This is a genomic window from Natrialba magadii ATCC 43099 (assembly GCF_000025625.1).
Classification (GTDB): domain Archaea; phylum Halobacteriota; class Halobacteria; order Halobacteriales; family Natrialbaceae; genus Natrialba; species Natrialba magadii.
Genome location: NC_013922.1, coordinates 3,684,645 through 3,705,570 on the forward strand (window position 1 = coordinate 3,684,645; position 20,926 = coordinate 3,705,570).

Consider the following 20,926-nt stretch of genomic DNA (forward strand, 5'->3'; position numbering starts at 1 on the left):
GAGTACGCAACGGCACCCACTTGAATACGTTCATTTGCGGTTCCTCTAGACCGCACTCACAACTAGAGGTCGAAGAAAGACGCAGTCGATTTCCACACGGTGGGAATGGGTGCGAACAAGTTCGCCCCTATAACAGAGGGCGAGTAAACATTAGCTACGAGCGAGTTGCTCCTCGAGTGCTGTCTCGGAATCAGCATCGGGAACGCGGTCGACGAACCGCTTGATAATCGCTTCCTCAGCCCGGTGAAGCGTCTCGCTACACGTCGATTTGGCAATACCCAGATGCTCTGCGAGTTCGGTCAGAGAGCTTCGGCGCGGCGTATCGTAGTAGCCCTGTTCGACTGCAGCAACGAGGACCTCGTACTGGCGATCCGAGAGCAGTTGGCTCTCGTGTAACTGTTCCGTGACGGTTTCGATGCGATACTGCAGCCCAAGCCGTTCGAACTGCGCTGCAAGTTCGCCCAGCCGCTCCCGCGAGCCGGTCACCTCGACCGTCGCGGTTCCGTCCTGGATCATGACCGGAAGCTCGATCGGCATGCCGGCGTCTCGCGAGGAGAACAACAGCAACGGCTTCGTCGTCTCGAAGTGCACCGTCGCCTCGCCGTCGGTTCGCTGTGTGAGGGTCACCTCCGTCAGCTGGGGATGGTCTTCCATCGTCTCGAGGACCTGCTCGACGTTCGACCCGGTGATCTGGACCAGCGCGAAGCCGGTGTCTGCACCGGGAACCGCAGCGAGCACCCGGAACGTTGCGTCCGGGTTCGACGTCGATACCTGTTGAATCCAGACGTGGTCGGGCAGCGTGATTGTGAGGGTCGCCTGCGCCATGGCAATCGTTCACTCGACAGTTCGGACCGGACACACAATAGACTCAATCCCATTCCTACCGCGTGGGAATGACCGAGACGGCTGTTCGAGAGTGCCCCATAGTGCCAACACAGGTTTCGAATGGGCGCGGTCACCGCGGGAAGTGTGTCAGTAACTCCTCGGTGACCACCGCTGACTTCTCGTGTTGGACCCAATGGCTCGCCCCCGAAACCTGCACAAAACGCCGGTTTTCACACCGTGCGGCACTTTTGCGCGCGAGTTCGCTGACGAGCGCAAAATCACCATCGCCCCAGATGAGAAGCGTTGGCGTCTCCAGTAGGGGCTCGTCGGCGGTCGACCCCGACTGGAGTCGAACTGGTGGGTACCGGCCACTCGCTCGATACCAGTTGAGCATCCCCGTGAGTGCACCCTGCTGGTCCCAGGCGCGACGGTACAGCGAGAGCGCTGCCGGCGAAAAGGTACCTGACGGTGCGGTTCCGGTCATCGCCCGCTCGAGTCGGGTGTAGTCGCCCGCACCAAGCAGCCGTTCGGGAAGCCAGGGGAGCTGGAACGTGTACGCATACCAGCTTCGCACCACTTGCTCGAGATTCGAGCGAAGAACACGCTGAAACACCGTTGGATGCGGCGCGTTGATAACCGCCAGCCGGTCGACCACGTCGGGATAGCGGGTGGCGAGATCCCACGCGACGATGCCGCCCCAATCGTGACCGACGATATGTGCGCGTTCTCGGCCCTCCGCATCGATCAGGTCGACGATATCCCGCGTCAGGTATCGCAGTCGGTACGAACCGACGCCATCCGGCTTCTCACTGCGGTTGTAGCCGCGCTGATCCGGCACGACGACGCGGTAGCCGGCCTCGATCAGCGGCTCGAGTTGGTGTCGCCAACCGTACCAGAACTCGGGAAACCCGTGAAGCAAGACGACCAGTGGCCCTGACTCGTCGCCGCCGGTAACCACGTGGAGACGAACATTCGAAAGCTCGCGAGTACTCGAGTCCACCGCGATAGCTGGGAGCGCCGATGCGCCGGGACCGGGCGTCATCTCAGCGGCTGTCATTGGTGGGCCTTCCAGACGAACGGGTGTAAATGCGACCCGTGTGGACTTGCAGTCAACGCAGCACGTGAGACACTACGTCCAGACGCGCAAACACTCACTCGAGCAGAAGTGCAGATCGATCTTCTCCCCGTCGGTGCCGGCGTCGTGGGTCGTCAGCGTGTACGCGATAGTCGACGTCTGGCAGTTATCGCACTCGAGTGCGTTCTCGCGCTCGGGCACAGCAGTCATACCTGGCCCGACTGGACAAACAGGCTTGAGTATGCACTCATTAGTCCGCGTTCTCGGATCCGTGAATCGTCCGGCCACAGCGACGGCCTGCAGTAAATCCCGTATTGAACGGAACGCAGTTGCCGGTCTCGTGTACTACGCCGGCGCACCGCCCTCAGCCTCGAGCAGTTCGTGATACCGGTTGCGGATCGTCACTTCGGAGATGCTCGCGACCTCGCTGACGTCGTTCTGGGTCACCTTCTCGTTCGTGAGGAGTGCGCCGGCATACACCGCCGCCGCTGCGAGCCCGACCGGCGACTTGCCGCTGTGGATGCCCGATTCCTTGGCCGTCTCGAGGAGCTGTCGCGCGCGGCGTTCGGTCTCGTCGGAGAGGTCGAGATCGCTGGCAAAGCGCGGGACGTAGCTCACCGGGTCCGCCGGCTGCACTTCGAGGCCGAGCTCACGGATCACGTACCGATACGTGCGCGCGATTTCGTCTTTCTCGACGCGGCTGACGCCCGCGATTTCGTCGAGACTGCGCGGCGTGCCGGCCTGTCGAGCCGACGCGTACAGCGAGGCGGTCGAAACACCCTCGATGGACCGACCTGGGAGCAGGTCCTCCTCGAGTGCCCGTCGGTAGATGACGCTCGCGGTCTCGCGGACGTTGTCCGGGAGGCCGAGCGCGCTTGCCATGCGGTCGATTTCGCCGAGTGCCTGCTTCAGGTTTCGTTCCTTTGAGTCACGAGTGCGGAAGCGCTCGTTCCAGGTTCGAAGCCGTTGCATCTTCTGGCGCTGGCGACTCGAGAGCGACCGGCCGTAGGCGTCTTTGTCCTGCCAGCCGATGTTGGTCGAGAGCCCCTGGTCGTGCATCATGTTGGTCGTCGGGGCACCGACGCGGCTCTTTTCGTCCTTTTCGGCGGCGTCGAACGCGCGCCACTCGGGGCCGCGGTCGATTTCGCCTTCCTGGACGACGAGGCCGCAGTCCGCACAGACGGTTTCGGCGTGTTCTGTGTCGGACATGAGGCGGCCGTCACACTCTGGGCACTGTTCGTGTTCCTGTGTTTGCTCTTGTTCTTGTTCTCGTTCTCGTTCTCGCTCTCGCTCTCGTGATCGTGCTCGTCCGTGCTCGTCCGTCCGCTCGCTGGACTCCGCCCGCTCAGTCGTGCGTCGCTCGTCACTGTGCGTTCGAATACTGGAGTCAGTCATTGGTGGTGATACCGATCGAACCGTCGCTGAAAACGCCCTGTCAGTCACAGTATAACGCGCTGTCCTGACTTAAACACTGTGATCGTACGAATATTTGAACGCGTGCCTACGAAAGTAACCACTGCTTCAGCTCGCCGTTTCGTACGGATCGGTGGCGCGTTTCACCAGTAATCGCTTCGACGAGTCAGCAGTTGCCAGTAGAACGACAACAGACCGTCTCAGTCGGTTTGTCCCACGCGCTGAGCCACCACCACACATCTGCCGGCTGTCGTCGTATCGAAACGCTTACTCCCAACAGGGCGATTCGAACACGTATGAGCGACGACGCCGTCAATCCCGAGGCAGTCCGCCACGTTGCGGAGTTGGCCCGCGTCGACCTCGACGACGAGGAGGTCGACGCGTTCACCGGCCAGTTCGCGGACATACTCGAGTACTTCGAAACCTTAGACGAAGTGCCGGAGGTCGAGCGCGAGGCCGAACTCACGAACGTGATGCGTCCCGACGAGGAACGCGGCTCGCTGGACCGGGAGGAAGCACTTCGCAACGCGCCGGAAACCGAGGACGGCTACTTCAAGGGGCCAAACGTCTCCTGAGTCTGATTCCACATGGCTGACAACATATTCATTTCGGACGAGCGAATCGAGGGCGACAGCGATGCGGATGGGCCGCTCGCGGGCCGCACGGTCGCCGTCAAGGACAACATCTCGACGAAGGGCGTCGCAACGACCTGCGGGTCGGCGATGCTCGAAGACTACGTGCCGCCCTACGACGCGACGGTGATCTCGCGGCTCAAAGCGGCGGGCGCAACGATCGTCGGCAAGGCCAACATGGACGAGTTCGGTATGGGTTCGACCACCGAAACCTCGGCGTTCGGCCCAACGGACAACCCCGCTGCACCGGGCCACGTCCCAGGTGGCTCCTCCGGTGGCTCGGCCGCTGCCGTCGCCGCCGGCAAGGCTGACCTCGCGCTCGGCTCGGACACGGGCGGCTCGATCCGCTGTCCGGCCGCCTTCTGTGGCGTCGTCGGCATCAAGCCAACCTACGGCCTCGTCTCGCGCTACGGACTGGTCGCCTACGGCAACAGCCTCGAACAGATCGGCCCGTTCGGCGAGACCGTCGAGGATGCGGCCGCGTTGCTCGATGTCATCGCCGGCAGCGACGAACGCGATGCAACCACTCGGGACGAAGGAGACAACACGAACTACACCGACGCCGCAACCGGCGACGTCGACGGCCTCACGATCGGTGTCCCAACCGAACTCCTCGAGGGAGCCGACGAGGACGTCGTCGACACCTTCTGGGACGCCATCGCCGACCTCGAAGACCAGGGCGCGGAGTACCACGAGGTCTCCCTGCCGTCCGTCGAGCACGCCGTCGAGGCCTACTACGTGATCGCGATGTCCGAAGCCTCCTCGAATCTCGCCCGGTTCGACGGCGTCCGCTACGGTCCCGAGACCGAGGGCGAAGGCGATGGCGATTCCGGGGGCAACTGGAACGAAACCTTCTCCCAGGTCCGCAAGGACGGCTTCGGCGACGAGGTCAAGCGCCGCATTCTCCTCGGCACCTACGCACTCTCTGCAGGCTACCACGACAAGTACTACAAGAAAGCTCAGGACGCCCGCGCCTGGGTCAAGCAGGACTTCGACGAGGCACTCTCGGAAGCCGACGTGCTCGCCTCGCCGACGATGCCAGTCACGCCGTTCGAGCAGGGTGAGAGTCTCGAAGACCCGCTCCAGATGTACCTCGCGGACGCCAACACCGTCCCCGTGAACCTTGCAGATCTGCCCGCAATCTCGGTCCCGGCCGGCGAGAGCGACGCCGACGGCCTCCCCGTCGGCCTCCAGCTGGTTGGCCCCGCCTTCGGCGAGGAACGGCTGATTCGTGCGGCAAGTGCACTCGAGTAACGTCCAATTCCAACCCGGGTGTAGTCTACTTAGTTTGTGTCTCGGCCCCCCGATGGATCGGTAGCGACGACGACAAAATCTGTCTCACATCCTATTCCTGCCCTGAAACCAGTCGTTGAACCGATCATTGGTCTGTATACTTAAGCTCACAGCTGCTGACGGACGTGCTATGATTGGTGTTGGTTCGACGCAGGTCGTCGTCGCGTGCTTTGCGGGGACGATGATCGTCGTGAGTGCAATCGGGCTGTTAGAGCGGGCGTTCTCACTGGGTTCGGTTGCCGAGCGCTACGGGCCGGCGATCGTCGTCGCCGGCTGGGTACTGCTCGGAACGCTCGGAGTGGCGATGGCCGGACAGTTGCTGGCCGGCGAGACCGTCTCGGTCACCGTGGCGTTTACCGGGTTTGTGGCGACGCTCGCCTGGGTGTTCGTCGAACAGAGCGTGACGCAGTCGTCTGAGCAGCGGACGACGCCGCTCGGGCGCTGGCTACTGTCACGGCTCTCTGGACGTTCGAACGAGTGAGAAATCGGGCAGCTGCTTGCTGTGTTCGTCTGCGGTTCGGTTGCTGTTTCCCGCTCGCTACTCCTCGTAGGCGAGGTTCATAATCCACTGCGAGAAGGCGTCACTGTTCGGATCGACCTCCTCCTCACCGATGAACGGCGAGAGCATGTCGCCAGCCATCAGCAGCGTAAAGTCCAGATCGCGTGCAGTCGGCGTGATGTAGTAGGTGTTGTGTCCGTTGTACACCGTATCCTCGCGGTTGACGAGGTCGTACTCGACGAGCGACTCGACGATCCGACTCCCCTTGCGCGAGGAGACGTCGAGTTCCTTCCAGAAATCGCTCTGATGGATGCCGCCGGTCTCACGAACGAGTTCGAGACCGGCTCGTTCGTCCTCCGTGAGCTCCGATTCGGCCGCGGAGACGCTCACGGCGACCACCTCTCCGTGCTCATACTCGTCGCGACAGCCAGGTGTGCGTCCATGTGCGTATGAGAGGCAGGGAGCCGCTTAAATGTGCCCTTCGACGCCAGTGTCATTCGTTTCGACGAGTCCATTCTTCGAACGTGAACTCGGCACCGGTCGCGGATTCGGTCGGCCCGTCGGAGTCTGACTTGGGGGTGAACGTAAACTCGGACGCAGACCCGGAGTTGGAGTCCGAGTCGGCGTCGAACTGAGATGCGAGCGTAACCGGCTGAAACGCCGTCTCGCAGGGTTGACCGGGCGCGAACCAGTAGGTCGTGCCGGCAAGTCCGTCCATCTCGTCAGCATCCGCACCGAGCGCAAGTAGCGAGGACGACCGCGTGCCGTAGCCGTCGCCGTGGACGCAGACACCGAACTCGTGGTCACCGAGAACGTCGCCAGCGCGTGCGAGCCAGTCGGGAGCGGATTCGTCCGTCTCGGCCGCGAGTTCGGCGCGAACCGCTCGCGCGTTCTCGGCCTGTGCGCTCGCAACGTCGGTCCGGAACGACGGCAAATCCACGTCGTCGTCGACCGCGACGTTGACCACGACGTGAACGCCAGGGTCGAACTCCGTCACCGAGAGCTTGCCATCCCACTGGTAGCAGACCGCGTCGTCCGCGTCCGCAACCACGAGCGAGAAGCCATCGTACTCGTCAGCAGCCGTCGCGTCCTCGATGACCGCGGCAGCCTCGGCAACCGAAGGGGACTCGAGTACGTCCGCAACGAGCAACCCCCGCGAACGGTCACCGGCGAGGTCGGCGTCGGTCCACTTGTTCGTAATGCCGGCGAAGAGGCCGTGCTCGTTGAAGCCGATCCAGGTGCCGCCCGCTTCGGTGTCCTGCGGGGCGGCGACGAGTGGGTGCTCGCTGTAGATGGCGGGAGGATGTGAATCGCGGTCAGCGGCTTCGTCCCTGTTCGCGGCGACGACGACGGGTGCGTCGTCGAAGATCTGCCAGGCGAGCGTCAGTGTACACACGGCCCATGATAGGGGTCTAATCGACTTAAGTGGCTGTCCGTCGCTGGCGCTCGTAGTCGCGGATGGACAGACAACACAGTCGCGTGAACCCGCTACTCGACCGATTTCGCCCGGTTCTGGAAGTCGCCGCCGCACTCTTCACACTCTCCTGGATTCGTCTCAGCTTCGACTATTCGGCCGCACTGCAGACACTCGTATTCCGACGTTATTTCCGAGGTGTCGTCTTCGACATCTTGCCCGTGTGGCATACAGTGGCATTTGAGCTCAGGGCATAAATATTGACTGCGAGCTATCTACTCTGCCATCTCACAACGGCGGCCCCCGCCACCGGTTTGCGTACGGCTCCCGAAATCACTGGGATGTCGTCACGTCGACACCGACCGCGAGCAACCGCTCGCGGGCCGCTTCCCGATCGACCGTTCCCGAGTGGGTTCGCGGGAGTTCCTCGACCACGCCGATCGTCTTCGGACACTTGAATCCTGCCAGGTTGTCGGTGCAGTGAGCGCGGAGGGACTCGAGTATCTCCGCGTCAGAGTCCAAATCAGGACCCAATTCCGACCCGCTCGTGTCTGCAGGGACGACCAGCGCGCTCACACGCTCGCCCCAGTCCGGGTCTTCGAGGCCGACGACGGCGGCTGCCTCGACGGCTGGCTGGGCGCACAAGACATCGATCACTTCGCCGGGGTCGACGTTCTCGCCGCCGGTGACGATGCGGTCGCTGCGCCGGTTGAGAATCCACAGTCGGCCCGCCTCGTCCCGGTAGCCCACGTCGCCGGTCCGAAGGCCGCGGTCGCAGAACGCGTCTGCTGTGCGCGTCTCGTCGAGGTAGCCTGGCGTCACCGTCGGGCCGGAGACGACGGTTTCGCCCGCCTCGCCCGCTGGAACCGGTTCGCCGTCCACATCCACGATCGACACGTCGGTGACGACGAGCGGTTGGCCGACCGTCCCCTCGTGAGCGGCGGCCTGCGCCGGCGTCGCGGTCGTAATCTGGGAGGCCGTCTCTGTCATGCCGTAGGTCGGGTAGGCCGGCACACCAGCTTCACGACAGCGCGCCAGGAAGTCCGTCGAGGCGGGTGCCCCGCCCAGAAGAACGAATCGGAGCGAGTCGGTCGGCTCCCAGCCAGCATCGAGCAGGCGCTTGCACATCGTGGGGACCAGTGAAACACCCGAAATATCGTACTCGTCCAGCACGCAAGCCGTCTCGCGTTCGTCGAACGTTCGCTGGATCACCGCAGTCGTTCCGTACAGCGTCGACCGGATGACCGGCGCAACGCCGCCCATGTGATACATTGGGAGACAGCAGAGCCACCGATCCGAGGGCGCGACGCCCAGTCGGAACGCAGAGGCCGTCGCGCTCGCAACGAGGTTGCCGACCGTCACCTGGACGATCTTTGGTTCGCCAGAGGTCCCCGACGTAAACATGAGCAGTTGCACGTGGTCGGACTCGAGTGCGACTGGTTCGATGGACGGAGTGGTGTCGGTTGCTGCGTCTGGAGTGGCAGTTGTCTTGGTTGGGCCAGTCGTGTTGGTTGGCCCGGCTGATTCCGGTCCGTCACTCTCCCAGTCGACGACCGACGATAGCGCCGACACGTCGGTCGCCTCAGTCGTCGGCTCGTCGACGGAGTAGGTGGGCAGCCGCTTGGCGTTCGCCTTGGTCCCGAGGTCCACCGCGGTCGATTCGGTATCGGCCTCACAGACCAGCGCGTCGACGTCGAGTCGATCGATCTTTACAGCTAACTCGTCGGTCGTCTCTCGGACGTTCAGCGGCGCGACGGTCACGCCGAGGCGCATCGCCGCAAAAAAGAGCGTCGCGAAGGCGGGACGGGTGTCCATCAGGATCCCGAGACGGCCGCCGCGGTCGACGACGGAGTCGGACTCGAGTGCTGCTGCAATCCGATCGACCCGATGATCGAACTCGGCGTAGGTCCACTCGGTGTCGGTATCGGTGTCGACGTCGATCAGTGCCGGCTGCTGGGGCGTCGCGGCCGCACGATGTGAGAGCAGATCCCGCGTCGGCCACTCGTGTGTACCGATCATTCGTGCCACACCCCCTTGATGCCGAGCCCCTTTGCCTGCGGGACGACGGCAGCGCCGTTCTCGAGCAGGACTGGATCGCGTCCCAGATCATCGGCGAGTAGATCACCCGTCGCGAGACCGCACGCAGGCAGGTTCGGGGTGGCTGCAGCGAGGTGGACGGCACCGGTTCGGGCGACGACGCCGTCGATAGTCGTCGTCACAAGCGGTCTGACTCCGAGTTCCGTCACCCAGGCGGCAATCTTGCGCGCGATGTCGATTCCGCCGAGCGCCATCGGCTTCAGGACGAGGATATCGGCGGCCTGTGCCTCACAAATCGCGTCGACGCCGTGCTCGAGTAGTCCCTCGTCGATCGCGATGGAGAGGTCGCCTGTCGCGCGCTCGCGAAGATCGGCGTGGCCCTCGAGTGCCCCCGCCGGAAGCGGTTGTTCGACGATCGACACGCCGAGTTCGTCGTCGACGAAGGCGTCGATCGCCTGCGCAGCCTCGTCGAAGGTCCAGGTACCGTTCGCGTCGACGCGTAACTCGACTTCGGGGCCGACGACCTCGCGGGTTCGCCGGACGCGTTCGATGTCCGCCGAAACAGGACGGCGACCGACTTTGAGTTTACAGCAGTCAAACCCGCGCTGGACGGCGTTTGCAGTCCGGTGTGCCGTCTCCCTGGGATCGCCGTCACCGACCGTCGCGTTCACAGGCACGCGACCGACCATCGGTCCCTGCCCGACGTAGCGATACAGCGGCGTCGCCTCGTCTGTCGCTCGACAGTCCGTGATCGCGAGCGAAACACCGTGTCTGGCCGCCGCAGCACCCGCGGCTGTTTCGAGTGCATCCTCCAGATTCCCGCCATCGCGGAGTTCCCGACTGGCGCGTTCGAGGGCGTCCTCACAATCCGCAATCGGCTCCGTCCAGCCGGAAAGCGGCGTCGCCTCGCCGTAGCCAACCGTTGTGTCGTCGCCCGCTCGGTCCGCAAGTCGGAGCAGAAATCCCTCCCGCACATCGATCGAGCCCGACGCCGTCTCCAGTGGCTCTCTGAGCGGGAGCGAAAATCGTCGGTACTCGAGTTCGAACCGTGGGGCGTCGCCACCGGACACTTAGATCACCATCCCTGCGGCGAACAGTGCCGCGTACAGTGCGAGCAGTTTGCCGGTTGCCTCGAGCGCTGGGTTGAGTGCCTCGCCGTCGGTTCTGGTCCAGATCGTCCGTGCGGTGATGACGGCATAGGGAATCGTGGCGAGCGGGAGCAGGACGCTCACGGCGAAGCCCTCGCCGAGCCAGAGCCAGACGGGGACGAGGTACGCGAGCGCGAGCATGGCAGTGTACTCGATGCGACTTCCGCGATACCCGAGGCGGACAGCGAGCGTTCGTTTGCCGGTCTCGGCGTCGGTCTCGAGGTCGCGGACGTTGTTGACGATGATGATCGCCGTCGAGAGCGCGGCGATCGGGAGACTGGCGAGAAACGCTCCCCAGGTAATCGTGCCGGCGGGAACCGTCGTGATGAACGACTCGACCGCTGCGGCGGCCTGCACGTAGTAGGTGCCGACGACGGCGACGATGCCGAAGAAGACGAACACGAAGAGATCACCGAGGCCGTGGTAGCCGAGCGGGTAGGGGCCGCCGGTGTAGGCCCAGCCACAGAAGACGCTCACGAGGCCGATGACGAGAATCGGGAGACCGCCGATATAGACGAGATAGGTGCCAGAGAGAATTGCCAGGGCGAACGTGACGGCGGTCGCGAGTTTGACCTGTTCAGGGGGGATGATTCCTGCCTGCGTGACGCGGGTGAATCCCTCGCGGTCGTCGGTGTCTGCGCCCTTGATCGCGTCGTAATAGTCGTTCGCAAAGTTCGTCCCGATCTGGATCAATGCGGCACCGACGAACGCCATCAGCGCCGGCCCGGGTGCGAAGACGCCGTCGTGGATCGCGAGTCCCACGGCGACGATGATCGGGGCTGCGGCCGCGGGCAAGGTCTGGGGGCGGGCGGCCAACAGCCACGCCTTCGTCCGCGACATATCGACCTCGGCCGTACTCATACGTCGAGTGTCCGACTCGAAACAGTGTCAACGTTGGCATTGCAGCCGACCGCGTGGGGAAGCCACATACCGCGATTCTCGGCCGTGACACTGCTCAATACGTCAGCTACCGCCAGTCGCGGCGTCTCACAACTGCCGCAAGCGCGAGCGCAGCCAGCATGCCAAGTGCAGCAATACCCGTGAAGCCGGGAACGCCGTCTGCGCCACTCGCACCTGCCGCAGCCGAGCCATCGATCTGCACGTGCGCGTCACGATCAAAGGTCCCCTGCGGGTAGTCACTAATGAGAATTGCCTCCGAGTCGGTGATCTCGACCGTCTCGTTGCCACTCGGTGCATCCGACGCAACCTCGAACGTAATCGTCGCCATCGGCTCCGTTGTTTTCGCACCGTCACCAGACGGCTCGCGCTCCTGTTCGAGTGTTACCGTCCCCGCGTCCTCGTCGATCTCCTCGGACTCGTGTATCTCGACATCTGGGTCCCCATCAGCCAGCATCCGCTCGTGCACGATATCCGTGACTGTGAAGATATCGGCGTTGTACTCGAGTGTCGCTGCCAATTCGTCGACACCGTCGCCGACCAGATCTCCGTGGGTGTGCGCGACGAGTTCGAGTTCGAGCGTGTCGCCGGCGTCGGCTTCGGTGTCCTCCGGATTGAACCAGAAGCTGGCGATGTTGTCACCGGCACCGACGGGTGCGGGGACGAACGCGACGGCGACGAGCGCGAGACAGCACGCGGCGATGAGGGTGGCAACGCGGAGCCTGTGCCGTCCGCCGTCGCCGTCGCCGTCGCCGTCACCTTCACCTTCACCTTCACCTTCACACTCACTGTCAGTCGCCGACTCTGGGCGTGGTGTCGTCATTGCTCGGGAACGGTGAACTCGACCGAGGGCATCTCGAGGAAGGCTGTGTCGTACCCCTGGTGGCGCGCGACCTGTGGTGGTGAGTCGATCGTGACCGTCACTGAATCGCCGGCTTCGATCTGTGCGTCGTCGACCACCAATCCGTAGTGGATGCCGTACTCGCTATCGAGGGTTTCCGTGAGCCCTGCGTCAGGGCCGACGACCGTGTCGCCGTCGCGCTCGACGGTGACGCTGAGCGCGGCGTCGGCGAGCGGGACACGGTTGTACGGCGTTCGTGGGGAGACGAGGAGGTACTGGCCGGTGGCAGCGTTACCGTCGCCGTCGCCGTCGTCAGCGAGCCGTTCCGCGTCCGCGGATCCGTCCTCGAAGAGTGCTGCGAGGATCGCTGCATCGTCGCTTCGTGGGAGCGAGTCGTGGTCGGTTGGAACGCCGGCGGAACCGGACTCGTCGTCAGCAGTAGCGAGGATCGTACCGTCGTACTCCTCGATCTGGGGGAGAGCGGAGTAGGGGACGTGTGCGTGGTCGCCGTGGCCGTTGTGGTCGTTCTCACTGTCGTGATCGTGTTCATCTCCGTGGTCGTGTTCGTGTTCTCCGTCGTCGTGGCTGTCGTGGTCGCCGTGTTCGTGGCCGTCGTCGTGTTCATCCTCGTGGTCGTGACCGTCGTCGTGGTCGTCGTGGTCATCGTGATCACCATGCTCGCCGTGATCACCGTGATCCATCGGCTCCAGTGCACCACGGTCTCCCCACTCAGATTCGTCGAGGTACTGGACGCCGCCGATCACCTCGTGGCGGAACTCGTCGTCGTACTCGAACTCGAAGGTCGCGCTCACGCGCTCGTCGAGTCGGCCCACGAGGTCGCCGGTCTTTCGCACCGAAAGCGGCGGAACCGTCACCTCGACGGTGTATGTCCCGTCTTCGGGAAGGGTGACGTTGTCGCCAAAGTGAAAGCCCATCTCCTGGGAGATCATCGACCACGGCGAGACCGGCGACCCAACCTGCTCGTCGCCGTCGTAGACACGAATTTGGACGCCGTCGTCGACTGGCAGCACAGTTCCCGTCTGCTGGTCCCAGAGCGTGAACATCATGTGGACGCCACGGCCGTCGTCCGGACTCTCGCGTTCGACGGCGTCCTCCCCGCTGCCAGCGATGGTCCAGAAATCGTGCGGATACGAGAGCATCGGGCCGAGCATCATGTCGCCGGCTTCGACCGGATCGAGCATCCGCATGGCCTCGCGGTGGGTCGGGAGGTAGACCGCGTTCGGCGGGTCCTCCACCTCGATCGTGGGTCGCCCGTCGCCGTAGTCCTCGCCGGCACCGTTCTCGTCGCCGTTTTCGGCGTCCGGATCGTCTTCGTCTTCCTCATCGTCGTCACCGCTGAGACAGCCGGCGAGTGCGAGCACCCCCGTCGCTGCGCCCGTTTTGGCGATGAGCGTCCTGCGGTCGATCTCCATCTCGTCTGTGATCGGCGTAATGTCCTGCATGGTGTATCTGTCGTGTTTGCTGGTTTGATTGTGGTTCTCGTTTCGCGTCAGTGGGTGATGGAACGTTTCAGGCGTCCGGATTCGCTACCGGCAGCGCGCGCAACTCCCGCGGCGGGAGCAGGTAGTTCCCCCGCCGGTTGACGAAGATGTAGTGGAGGATCCCGTTGTTCGCCGAGGGCACGTCAAGATCCGCGCCCGTCATCGCCTCCCGTACCCGGACGAAGTCTTCAACCTCGTGCTGGAGCGAGACGAAGTGCAGCCCCGGCCGGTCGCCGTCGATCGTGTTGAAATCGCGGCGCAAGAGCCGCGGTTCCCCATCTTCGCGCCCTCGTGCTGCCTTCTGAGCGTGACCGACGACACCCTCCTGCCTGGCGTCGGCAGCCGTCGCCTCGATCCGCTCGTCGCTCAGTCCGCTGTCGGTTCCCAGTTCCTCTCCCACCTCACCGACGAGTTCCGCCGCGGCGTGTTCCGGGCTGAACATCTTCGAGACGCGCTGGTAGTGGTTCTCCTGCTCGAACCAGACTTCGAGCTGGATGTCCATCGAGGAAACGTGCTGTGTCGTCCCATCGGTAAACGGCCCGGAATCGATGGTCACGCGGCCTTCGCTCGCCTGCGTGCGGTCGAATCCTGAACGAAAGCCCATGAAAAACGGCGCGTCCTCGGGGACCGCGTCAGGGACGTTGGAGACGTCCGTGTGCTCCGCCGGCAGCCCCTCACCGACAAACCCAGTTCGGCGGTTCTCATCGACGCGCTCGAAGACGTCCGCGAGGTCGGACTCGAGTACGACGCCGTTGCGTTCAGGCTCCTCCTGCTCACCGAACAGTCCCTCCTCGACTTCGAGGACGACCTCGGGGCGGTCGCTCGCGAGGTGGAGCAAGGCGTCGAACTCGTCGAAGGCGGGGTCCTCGCGGGACGTGAGCGCCTCTGGTTCGGGGAGGTCGACTGTCTCGGGGAGGTCCGCGTCGAATCGCTCGAAGTACGCCGGCGTGTAGCCGAGCGTAAACAGCAGTCCGTCGGTGCTCCACTCGTAGGCGCGTTCGAGCGTTCTGAGGGTTGATTCGGTGATGTCGCGGGCATCTGCGGTTGGTTCTCCGTCGGCAGTCGCACGCTCAGTCAGCGCCAGTGGGAGCAAGACGTGGTGTGCCGGGGGGCTGACGTTCCCGTCGTCGTCGCGCGGTGCGAACTCGTTCCAGGCGTGCTGGCGAGCGGGCAGCGAGTCGGGGTCGTCGGTTCCCGGTGGGACGTCGCTTCCGTCGTCGTTCTCGTCTCCGTCGCTACTCGCGTCGAGACATGCACTGAGTGCGGTCGCGCCGCCAACGGCGACGAGCGCGCGGGCGTACTCCCGGCGGGAGAGCGTGGACCGATCGGGGAGCGTCACTAGTCTCACCACGGGACCGGATGGTCCAAAGCGTTACTCTTCGCGACGAGTCTACCGTTATCGTCGACAGAACGTGTTCGGCTCTCAGCCGAATTCCGTCCAGGAGTTCGACCGACCAGCACCATTTCGACGGTGGACTCGAGTACCCACGGCTCGTCGTTTGCGGCAAGCATTGCGAGCGGCGGACGAGAAGTCACCAGCGCCGGGTCACCTGGTCAGTAGTGCCACGGATAGTCGTCGAATTCAGGATCACGTCCCTCGACGAACGCGTCGCGGCCCTCTTTCGCCTCGTCGGTCATGTAGCCAAGCCGGGTCGCCTCCCCGGCGAACACCTGCTGGCCGATCATCCCGTCGTCGGTCATATTGAACGCGTACTTCAGCATCCGCATCGCCGTCGGGCTCTTCGCGTTGATCCGCTCGCCCCACTCCAGCGCGGTCTCCTCGAGTTCGTCGTGGGGGACGGCTTCGTTGACCATGCCCATCTCGGCTGCTTCCTCGGCGCTGTAGGTCTTCCCGAGGAAGAACACCTCGCGGGCTTTCTTCTGGCCGATCTGCTTGGCGAGGTAGGCCGAGCCGAAGCCGGCGTCGTAGCTCGCCACGTCGGGGTCGGTCTGGAGGAACTTCGCGTGCTCTTCACTGGCGAGCGTCATGTCACAGACGACGTGCAGCGAGTGACCGCCGCCGACGGCCCAGCCGGGGACGACGCAGACGACGACCTTCGGAATGTGGCGGATGAGGCGCTGGACTTCGAGAATGTGGAGTCGACCCTGCTCGGATGCGCGGGCTGTCTCGCTCTCCTCGTCCTCGCCGGTGTACTGGTAGCCGTCGTCGCCGCGGACCGTCTGGTCGCCGCCAGAACAGAACGCCCAGCCGCCGTCCTTCGAGGAGGGGCCGTTGCCGGTGAGCAGGATACAACCCACGTCGGTCTGGCGCTTTGCGTGATCCAGCGCGTCGTACAGTTCGTCGACCGTCCCCGGGCGGAAGGCGTTTCGAACGTCGGGGCGGTCGAACGCGATGCGAACCGTCCCGGAGTCGACCGCGCGGTGATATGTGAGATCGCGAAAGTCGAACTCGTCGACCGGCTCCCACCGGTCTGCGTCGAAGCATTCCGAAACCATTGGCCGACTGTCGGGGGCGAATCCTGATATAGGTTCTCGTCGCCGCTAACTACGACGAGTTCACTAGCTTTCGTTCATTTCATTAGATCATAATGGTTCTGCACGGTTCCTAACTCATATCGCACCCTTTGCGAGAGAGGCCTGAATGGTAGTACTACATCCCTGACGCCACGTATTGACAAGTAGGTACACGTCATAACATATATATCCCTCCCCGTCGAACGTCAATGTATGAGCGGATCAAGCTACGACAAGACGATTCAGTTCCGTGCCGGAGCCGAAAAAGAGGCCGCGGAACTCCTCGATGAGATCCACATCGGTGGCGTCAACGTGAGCGAACTCGCCCGCGTCGGCCTGGTCGAAATGCTCCGACAGTCATTAGATGAACAAGACAAGATTGCGGTGTACGAACGATACAGTCGTGGTGAGATTGGTGAGGACGTGGCCCGTGTCCTTCTCGGTGAGAAACTCGATAGGATGGAAGAAGAGAAAGCGTCGTTCGAGGCGGCTATGGAACGAGACACGTCTGAATTCTTGACGGGCAGCGATGGCGAGTGAAGCTCGCTATCCGATACTGGCTGATACGAGTTCCTTGATCGCGGTTGCGAACACCACTCAGTGGGAACGACTGAAAGACGCGATCCATCTTACAACGACGAACGTCTGCAAGCACGAACTTCAAAACCACGTCAGCTCGAACAAATACCCGCCTGAGGGCAGCCGTGAACACTACTTGAAACGAGGAAGCCAACGTGTTGTTGAACATCTAGACGAGGATTCGTCGCCATGGTCGTGCGTCACTGTCGTTCCCCGCCCGCATGGACCAGATGCAGGCGAGCAATCGCTCAAGCAGGAACTTTCTGAACACGGTTCATCGTATCTGATCGTATCGATTCTTGACTCAGCTGCGAGACGGTCAATTCGGCGTCTCATCGATGACAACGGGTACGACATTGACGTTGTGGGACCACCGTATCTCCTCTACATCCTGCTTGACAACGACCTCATCGAAAAGCCTGAATTCTGCGAGGCAACCGTGAGGATGATTCAAACGGAAGGGTGGACTGGGTACGAGGTTGTGAAGAACGCGTGGAGCAGTATTCCCGTTAATTGTTCTGAAATCCTTGACGGCGAATATGATGACGCCCTTCCACCGAAATAATCTGGCTTATACTGTCAATCTGATCAGTACAGGTGAAGCACACCTTATTCAGCACGAATATATTTCCCGCAAAGAGGGAAACAGGTTTGTCTCTGCAGAATGAATTTGTGAACGAACAAATATGACCCCGCTCAGCAGATTCCGTAAGAACATAAATTACGGACAGTTTCGCACAGCAGTCCTCCTCGGAATCGCTTCGATTCCATTTACTTTCGGGATTAATTGGGTACTCACGCCTGACCCGGTTTCAGCAACACCATTGTTCATTGCCTCCATAATTTCAGGGTATCTATACCAGTCTCATTCAATCAAAGGAACCCATGTAGGCGTTGTAACCGGTCTAACTGGGGGTATTCCGATTGTCCTCTGGCAGAGTGGAGCAACAGTCGTTGACTGGTGGGGACATTCAACCCTCGTGGATGCTGTCGGAGACTCTTGGCTGATGGCTATTTCCTCAGTTGGAGCGGGTGTGGCCACCTTTGGTCTTCTGACGATTGTCATGGTGGTAATTGGAGTGATTGGTGGATTCATTGGTGAATGGATGAACAATCGCATTGACCGAACGCACACGCTCAGGTCAGAAGCATAATCGTTTCTGAGGGAGTCATAATCTACCTACGTATTGATTCCATCTACGCCTACAGAGAATCAGGTGGTAAGTAGGCACACGCAGTTACCGTTCAGTACAGATGAAGAACTCAGCAGCAGGCCCAGTTAAAATATACTGAAAGCATCCAATATCCTATCAATATATTTGTCATACTTCCCTTCTTTCTCCTCCTCTTCGCCGAGCGGTTTTGTATCCTTCCTGTCACCAGTCATAGATAAACGGTTGATATGAACAGAAATTAACCTTCTGGTCATAATAGACGTTCACTTTGCAGCCGTAGTGATCTGCGGTCTCAAGAAACAATATCTCGAAATGAAGTCACTCGGAGAGTTACTCCTTAGTGAAGAACTCATCATCATAATCTCGATCAGAGTCTTCACCCGAGAAGTCCGTCACATCTTCACCGAACGGATCAACGTACGGATCACTGTCACTGCGTCTCGCTAACTCCTCTTTCGTCTCCTCACCCTCAATCCACTCCACCAGCTCTTGCTTCCCATCCTCAACTTGTGCCTGCATATCAAGCATTGTTCGATACGCGTGGACGATGTCTAATCGCTCCATTTTTGCTATTACATACTGCCCACGCTCTGTAATCCGATACTGGTTCTTCACCGATGTCTCCCGGTCGTCGATTTCCGGAGTAATCAGTCCGAGGTCCTTCGCTTCCCCGATCCGCTTCGACAACGTTGACGAACTAATCTGTAATCGCTCGTTCAGATGTTTGAACCGCTTGGAATCACCCTTCAGCACCACGAGGAGACCAATCCCGCCACGCAACTCAAAGAACTCCCTAAGCGTGTCTGCCATGTCTCACACGCTATACCCTGTTGGCATCCGTAGTCAAACTTTCTTCTACTCTGAACTCCACTTCGTTCCAAAATAGAGTTCGATTTGGAATAATTCGGAAATCGAATTGTCCTGTACGCGTATCGCGTTTAACCACCCGTAGCGTAGGATAAGGCAGGTTTCCGGAAACAACACCCCGAACCTTACACTTCGATTCGAAGTAAAATCACCTACCAATCTATGACGGCCACTCCCAACACGAAACAAACGGTCCTTGACTCCTTACGTGAGTCTCACCGGGAGTGGCCATACTCGGAAGCCTACGACACGGTCAACGGAGACCCATGGCCGCTCGCGTGGGATGCCGCCGCATTCATCGAAGAATGGTTCGCACACCCAGAACACAACGACGTAGAAGAAGCGATCTGTTACGTCGAACTCTCCCCGTCGAAATTCGGGTATGACGTGGCTGACTGGCATTTCAAACAGCCACCAGCATCGCTGCTAAAAGCACACCTGCTCCGTATCGTCAAAGGATGGGGCGGCGAGACTGCCCTTCACGACTATCTTGACGATAACCCAGAGCTGGTTGCTGAACTTGGATTTGAGGATGGGCTCGCATCGAAAACCACGCTCTGGCGGGTATGGAATGAAGATCGTCTCTCAGACGAGCACAAACAGGTTGTGCGGACTATCGGGCAGGTGCTGGTTGATGTCGCACGCGAACACGACGTGCCAGCACCGGACGAAGTCTTCCATCCTGATACGAGCGTTGACACACCTGACGGTATCGAACAGGATGATTCAACAGTTCGGGACCGGACGATTGCGAAAACACGGGAGATCTGGCAACAGGCCAAGCCGATAGTGACGGAGAACTATGAACTTCCGCGTGGGAAGAACACAGAGGTTCACGACAACGCATTCCTCGAAGCGCACGCGTTCATCGGTTCACGAGAGGAAATGTACGCGGAGAACGGTACGTGGAACTTCGCGGCAGAAACAACCCGTAACCGCGTTCAGACGGGCAGTACTCATCGCCACCATTTACAGAAAATCGGGCCGGATGCCGCTCGGAAGATGCACCGTGACACGACACGTGAGTTGATCGAGCGGGCTCGCCGTGACTCGGAACTCGTTGACGGTGTCCTCGTGAGCATTGACATCACGAAGTCGAATCCGTATCGGACGAAACGGAAAATCGAGTCTGACGAGGACGGGAACGTGACGAACACGTGGTTGCTCGGGTACAAGAACGATGGTGAAGACGAGTCTACGGAGTTCTACTTTCAGTGGGCGAGCATCCAAATTGTCGGATTAGATATTCCACTCGTATTGGATGCGATTCCCGTGCATCGCGGGCTCTCACGTGTCGCTATCGTTGACCAGCTCTTGGAGACTGCGACCGACATGGTTGATATTGAGTTGGTGATGATGGATCGGGAGTTTGCCCACGACCCGGTGAAAGAGGTCTGTGAGGATCACGGTGTGTGGTATTTGAATCCGGGGAAAATGCATTCGAGTGAGCGGGCGACGTGTACGCGTCTTCGCCGTCAAGAGAAACTCGTCCATATCGAGAGTGATGAGGCCAGCACCGCTGACGGTGATGAGGGCACAACGCTTGATGACTTCACCGCCGAGGAGACAACCGACGATGATGAGGGTGGACGGAAGCGTGTGTATGTGCCAGCAATGAATGCTGAGCGGACGAATGACACGATAGAGGACGATGAGGATTCTGTAGATGACGAAGCAGGTGAGGAGTCAGGCGAAGAGGATGTGCTTCGTCAGGAGTTACTCCGCGATTTCGCAGAAGCGACTGATGCGGATACGGAAGATGTGGGGCAGATGTTCGGTGACGTGATTGATGAGGTGCGTGAAGAGGAAGAAGAGCAGGAGCTGCCGGGAAGTAAGGAAGACAAGGAGTTGTATATGCTGTTTGAGACGAATCACCCTGATCTCGAACTTCCGGGCGATACAGGTGAGGACGGTGACGAGATGTCCGAGTTGGAGAAGGCGCATATGGCGGCGCGGGTGATCAGAAAATACAAGCATCGGTGGGGGATTGAGAACGGATTCAAGCAGATCAAGAGCTTCCGTGTCCGTACCACGTCGATGGACCACGAGTACCGGTTCTTCAATTTCCTGTACGCGTGTACGATGTACAATGTGTGGCGACTCACCGATCTACTGGTGAAGTTGGAGCTACGGGCTGAGTCCGAGTTCCGATATGAACCACTTGTGACAGCGGATCTGTTCCTGACGATTGCGAAGGATTACGTCGGATTAGATCCCCCCGACTGACGTTTTCGGTTCCGGGTATTCCCCTTCG

Annotated in this window: 22 protein-coding genes; 7 read left to right on the forward strand and 15 right to left on the reverse strand. The window is 61.1% G+C overall.

Annotated features, from left to right (window positions below):
* Positions 1-150: 150 nt before the first annotated feature.
* The 4 genes from NMAG_RS17155 to NMAG_RS17165 all read right to left on the reverse strand — a co-directional run bounded on the left by NMAG_RS17155 (position 151) and on the right by NMAG_RS17165 (position 3,295).
* Positions 151-825, reverse strand: coding sequence for a helix-turn-helix domain-containing protein (locus NMAG_RS17155; RefSeq protein ID WP_004267715.1), 675 nt, complete (start codon positions 823-825; stop codon positions 151-153).
* A 130-nt stretch (positions 826-955) separates the two neighbouring features.
* Complete coding sequence (locus tag NMAG_RS17160; RefSeq protein ID WP_012996848.1) at positions 956-1,882, reverse strand: alpha/beta fold hydrolase; 927 nt, start codon at positions 1,880-1,882, stop codon at positions 956-958.
* A 72-nt stretch (positions 1,883-1,954) separates the two neighbouring features.
* A complete protein-coding gene (locus NMAG_RS22230) occupies positions 1,955-2,110 on the reverse strand; it encodes a hypothetical protein (protein ID WP_004267713.1) in 156 nt (51 codons plus the stop codon).
* 135 nt (positions 2,111-2,245) lie between these two features.
* Positions 2,246-3,295 (reverse strand): transcription initiation factor IIB, encoded by a 1,050-nt coding sequence (locus NMAG_RS17165; RefSeq protein WP_004267712.1) that lies wholly within the window; start codon positions 3,293-3,295, stop codon positions 2,246-2,248.
* A gap of 314 nt (positions 3,296-3,609) precedes the next feature.
* Here NMAG_RS17165 and gatC point away from each other — a divergent pair, with 314 nt between their 5' ends.
* The 3 genes from gatC (at position 3,610) to NMAG_RS17180 (ending at position 5,719) form a co-directional block, all read left to right on the forward strand.
* Entirely contained in the window at positions 3,610-3,888 is a 279-nt protein-coding gene (gene gatC / locus NMAG_RS17170) for an Asp-tRNA(Asn)/Glu-tRNA(Gln) amidotransferase subunit GatC (RefSeq protein WP_004267711.1), read from the forward strand.
* Between the two features lie 12 nt (positions 3,889-3,900).
* Positions 3,901-5,199 (forward strand): Asp-tRNA(Asn)/Glu-tRNA(Gln) amidotransferase subunit GatA, encoded by a 1,299-nt coding sequence (gene gatA, locus NMAG_RS17175; RefSeq protein WP_004267710.1) that lies wholly within the window; start codon positions 3,901-3,903, stop codon positions 5,197-5,199.
* A 169-nt stretch (positions 5,200-5,368) separates the two neighbouring features.
* Positions 5,369-5,719: a hypothetical protein gene (locus tag NMAG_RS17180; RefSeq protein ID WP_004267709.1), complete on the forward strand. Its 351-nt coding sequence runs from the start codon at positions 5,369-5,371 to the stop codon at positions 5,717-5,719.
* A 57-nt stretch (positions 5,720-5,776) separates the two neighbouring features.
* On the opposite strand, the gene NMAG_RS17185 is transcribed toward NMAG_RS17180, so the two are convergent.
* The 10 genes from NMAG_RS17185 to NMAG_RS17225 form a co-directional block, all read right to left on the reverse strand.
* Entirely contained in the window at positions 5,777-6,127 is a 351-nt protein-coding gene (locus tag NMAG_RS17185) for a helix-turn-helix transcriptional regulator (protein WP_004267708.1), read from the reverse strand.
* Between the two features lie 103 nt (positions 6,128-6,230).
* A complete protein-coding gene (locus NMAG_RS17190; RefSeq protein WP_004267707.1) occupies positions 6,231-7,133 on the reverse strand; it encodes an NRDE family protein in 903 nt (300 codons plus the stop codon).
* 92 nt (positions 7,134-7,225) lie between these two features.
* Entirely contained in the window at positions 7,226-7,381 is a 156-nt protein-coding gene (locus tag NMAG_RS21765) for a rubrerythrin-like domain-containing protein (RefSeq protein WP_004267706.1), read from the reverse strand.
* A gap of 103 nt (positions 7,382-7,484) precedes the next feature.
* A complete protein-coding gene (locus NMAG_RS17195; RefSeq protein ID WP_004267705.1) occupies positions 7,485-9,170 on the reverse strand; it encodes a class I adenylate-forming enzyme family protein in 1,686 nt (561 codons plus the stop codon).
* A complete protein-coding gene (locus NMAG_RS17200) occupies positions 9,167-10,258 on the reverse strand; it encodes a mandelate racemase/muconate lactonizing enzyme family protein (protein WP_004267704.1) in 1,092 nt (363 codons plus the stop codon). The genes NMAG_RS17195 and NMAG_RS17200 overlap by 4 nt, the downstream gene beginning before the upstream one ends.
* On the reverse strand, positions 10,259-11,197 hold the full coding sequence (locus NMAG_RS17205; RefSeq protein WP_004267703.1) for a 1,4-dihydroxy-2-naphthoate polyprenyltransferase: 939 nt from the start codon (positions 11,195-11,197) through the stop codon (positions 10,259-10,261).
* 106 nt (positions 11,198-11,303) lie between these two features.
* Positions 11,304-12,056 carry a hypothetical protein gene (locus NMAG_RS17210; RefSeq protein ID WP_004267702.1) on the reverse strand — a complete coding sequence of 251 codons (753 nt, stop codon included), beginning with the start codon at positions 12,054-12,056 and terminating at the stop codon, positions 11,304-11,306.
* Positions 12,053-13,537, reverse strand: coding sequence for a DUF7350 domain-containing protein (locus tag NMAG_RS17215; protein WP_004267701.1), 1,485 nt, complete (start codon positions 13,535-13,537; stop codon positions 12,053-12,055). Before NMAG_RS17215 ends, NMAG_RS17210 begins: the two co-directional genes overlap by 4 nt.
* A gap of 67 nt (positions 13,538-13,604) precedes the next feature.
* A complete protein-coding gene (locus NMAG_RS17220) occupies positions 13,605-14,915 on the reverse strand; it encodes a DUF7405 family protein (RefSeq protein WP_004267700.1) in 1,311 nt (436 codons plus the stop codon).
* A 215-nt stretch (positions 14,916-15,130) separates the two neighbouring features.
* Complete coding sequence (locus NMAG_RS17225) at positions 15,131-16,033, reverse strand: 1,4-dihydroxy-2-naphthoyl-CoA synthase (RefSeq protein ID WP_004267699.1); 903 nt, start codon at positions 16,031-16,033, stop codon at positions 15,131-15,133.
* 231 nt (positions 16,034-16,264) lie between these two features.
* Here NMAG_RS17225 and NMAG_RS17230 point away from each other — a divergent pair, with 231 nt between their 5' ends.
* The 3 genes from NMAG_RS17230 (at position 16,265) to NMAG_RS21100 (ending at position 17,784) form a co-directional block, all read left to right on the forward strand.
* On the forward strand, positions 16,265-16,591 hold the full coding sequence (locus NMAG_RS17230) for a hypothetical protein (RefSeq protein ID WP_004267698.1): 327 nt from the start codon (positions 16,265-16,267) through the stop codon (positions 16,589-16,591).
* On the forward strand, positions 16,581-17,195 hold the full coding sequence (locus NMAG_RS17235; RefSeq protein WP_004267697.1) for a hypothetical protein: 615 nt from the start codon (positions 16,581-16,583) through the stop codon (positions 17,193-17,195). The genes NMAG_RS17230 and NMAG_RS17235 overlap by 11 nt, the downstream gene beginning before the upstream one ends.
* A 121-nt stretch (positions 17,196-17,316) precedes the next feature.
* Positions 17,317-17,784, forward strand: a complete 468-nt coding sequence (locus tag NMAG_RS21100; RefSeq protein ID WP_012996850.1) for a DUF5518 domain-containing protein — start codon at positions 17,317-17,319, stop codon at positions 17,782-17,784.
* Positions 17,785-18,135: 351 nt separating this feature from the next.
* Here the strand turns inward: NMAG_RS21100 and NMAG_RS17240 are convergent, their stop codons facing one another.
* Positions 18,136-18,615, reverse strand: coding sequence for a winged helix-turn-helix transcriptional regulator (locus NMAG_RS17240; protein WP_004267695.1), 480 nt, complete (start codon positions 18,613-18,615; stop codon positions 18,136-18,138).
* Positions 18,616-18,834: 219 nt separating this feature from the next.
* Here NMAG_RS17240 and NMAG_RS17245 point away from each other — a divergent pair, with 219 nt between their 5' ends.
* Positions 18,835-20,898, forward strand: a complete 2,064-nt coding sequence (locus NMAG_RS17245; protein WP_004267694.1) for a transposase — start codon at positions 18,835-18,837, stop codon at positions 20,896-20,898.
* The last annotated feature ends 28 nt before the right edge of the window (positions 20,899-20,926 follow it).

Coding starts and splice junctions, on each gene's coding strand:
- NMAG_RS21100 (WP_012996850.1), top strand. CDS start 17,317: ATGACCCCGCTCAGCAGATTCCGTAAGAACATAAATTACGGACAGTTT.
- gatC (WP_004267711.1), top strand. CDS start 3,610: ATGAGCGACGACGCCGTCAATCCCGAGGCAGTCCGCCACGTTGCGGAG.
- NMAG_RS17165 (WP_004267712.1), bottom strand. CDS start 3,295: ATGACTGACTCCAGTATTCGAACGCACAGTGACGAGCGACGCACGACT.
- NMAG_RS21765 (WP_004267706.1), bottom strand. CDS start 7,381: ATGCCACACGGGCAAGATGTCGAAGACGACACCTCGGAAATAACGTCG.
- gatA (WP_004267710.1), top strand. CDS start 3,901: ATGGCTGACAACATATTCATTTCGGACGAGCGAATCGAGGGCGACAGC.
- NMAG_RS22230 (WP_004267713.1), bottom strand. CDS start 2,110: ATGACTGCTGTGCCCGAGCGCGAGAACGCACTCGAGTGCGATAACTGC.
- NMAG_RS17180 (WP_004267709.1), top strand. CDS start 5,369: ATGATTGGTGTTGGTTCGACGCAGGTCGTCGTCGCGTGCTTTGCGGGG.
- NMAG_RS17245 (WP_004267694.1), top strand. CDS start 18,835: ATGACGGCCACTCCCAACACGAAACAAACGGTCCTTGACTCCTTACGT.
- NMAG_RS17235 (WP_004267697.1), top strand. CDS start 16,581: ATGGCGAGTGAAGCTCGCTATCCGATACTGGCTGATACGAGTTCCTTG.
- NMAG_RS17230 (WP_004267698.1), top strand. CDS start 16,265: ATGAGCGGATCAAGCTACGACAAGACGATTCAGTTCCGTGCCGGAGCC.
- NMAG_RS17160 (WP_012996848.1), bottom strand. CDS start 1,882: ATGACAGCCGCTGAGATGACGCCCGGTCCCGGCGCATCGGCGCTCCCA.
- NMAG_RS17240 (WP_004267695.1), bottom strand. CDS start 18,615: ATGGCAGACACGCTTAGGGAGTTCTTTGAGTTGCGTGGCGGGATTGGT.
- NMAG_RS17155 (WP_004267715.1), bottom strand. CDS start 825: ATGGCGCAGGCGACCCTCACAATCACGCTGCCCGACCACGTCTGGATT.
- NMAG_RS17195 (WP_004267705.1), bottom strand. CDS start 9,170: ATGATCGGTACACACGAGTGGCCGACGCGGGATCTGCTCTCACATCGT.
- NMAG_RS17205 (WP_004267703.1), bottom strand. CDS start 11,197: ATGAGTACGGCCGAGGTCGATATGTCGCGGACGAAGGCGTGGCTGTTG.
- NMAG_RS17215 (WP_004267701.1), bottom strand. CDS start 13,537: ATGCAGGACATTACGCCGATCACAGACGAGATGGAGATCGACCGCAGG.
- NMAG_RS17210 (WP_004267702.1), bottom strand. CDS start 12,056: ATGACGACACCACGCCCAGAGTCGGCGACTGACAGTGAGTGTGAAGGT.
- NMAG_RS17225 (WP_004267699.1), bottom strand. CDS start 16,033: ATGGTTTCGGAATGCTTCGACGCAGACCGGTGGGAGCCGGTCGACGAG.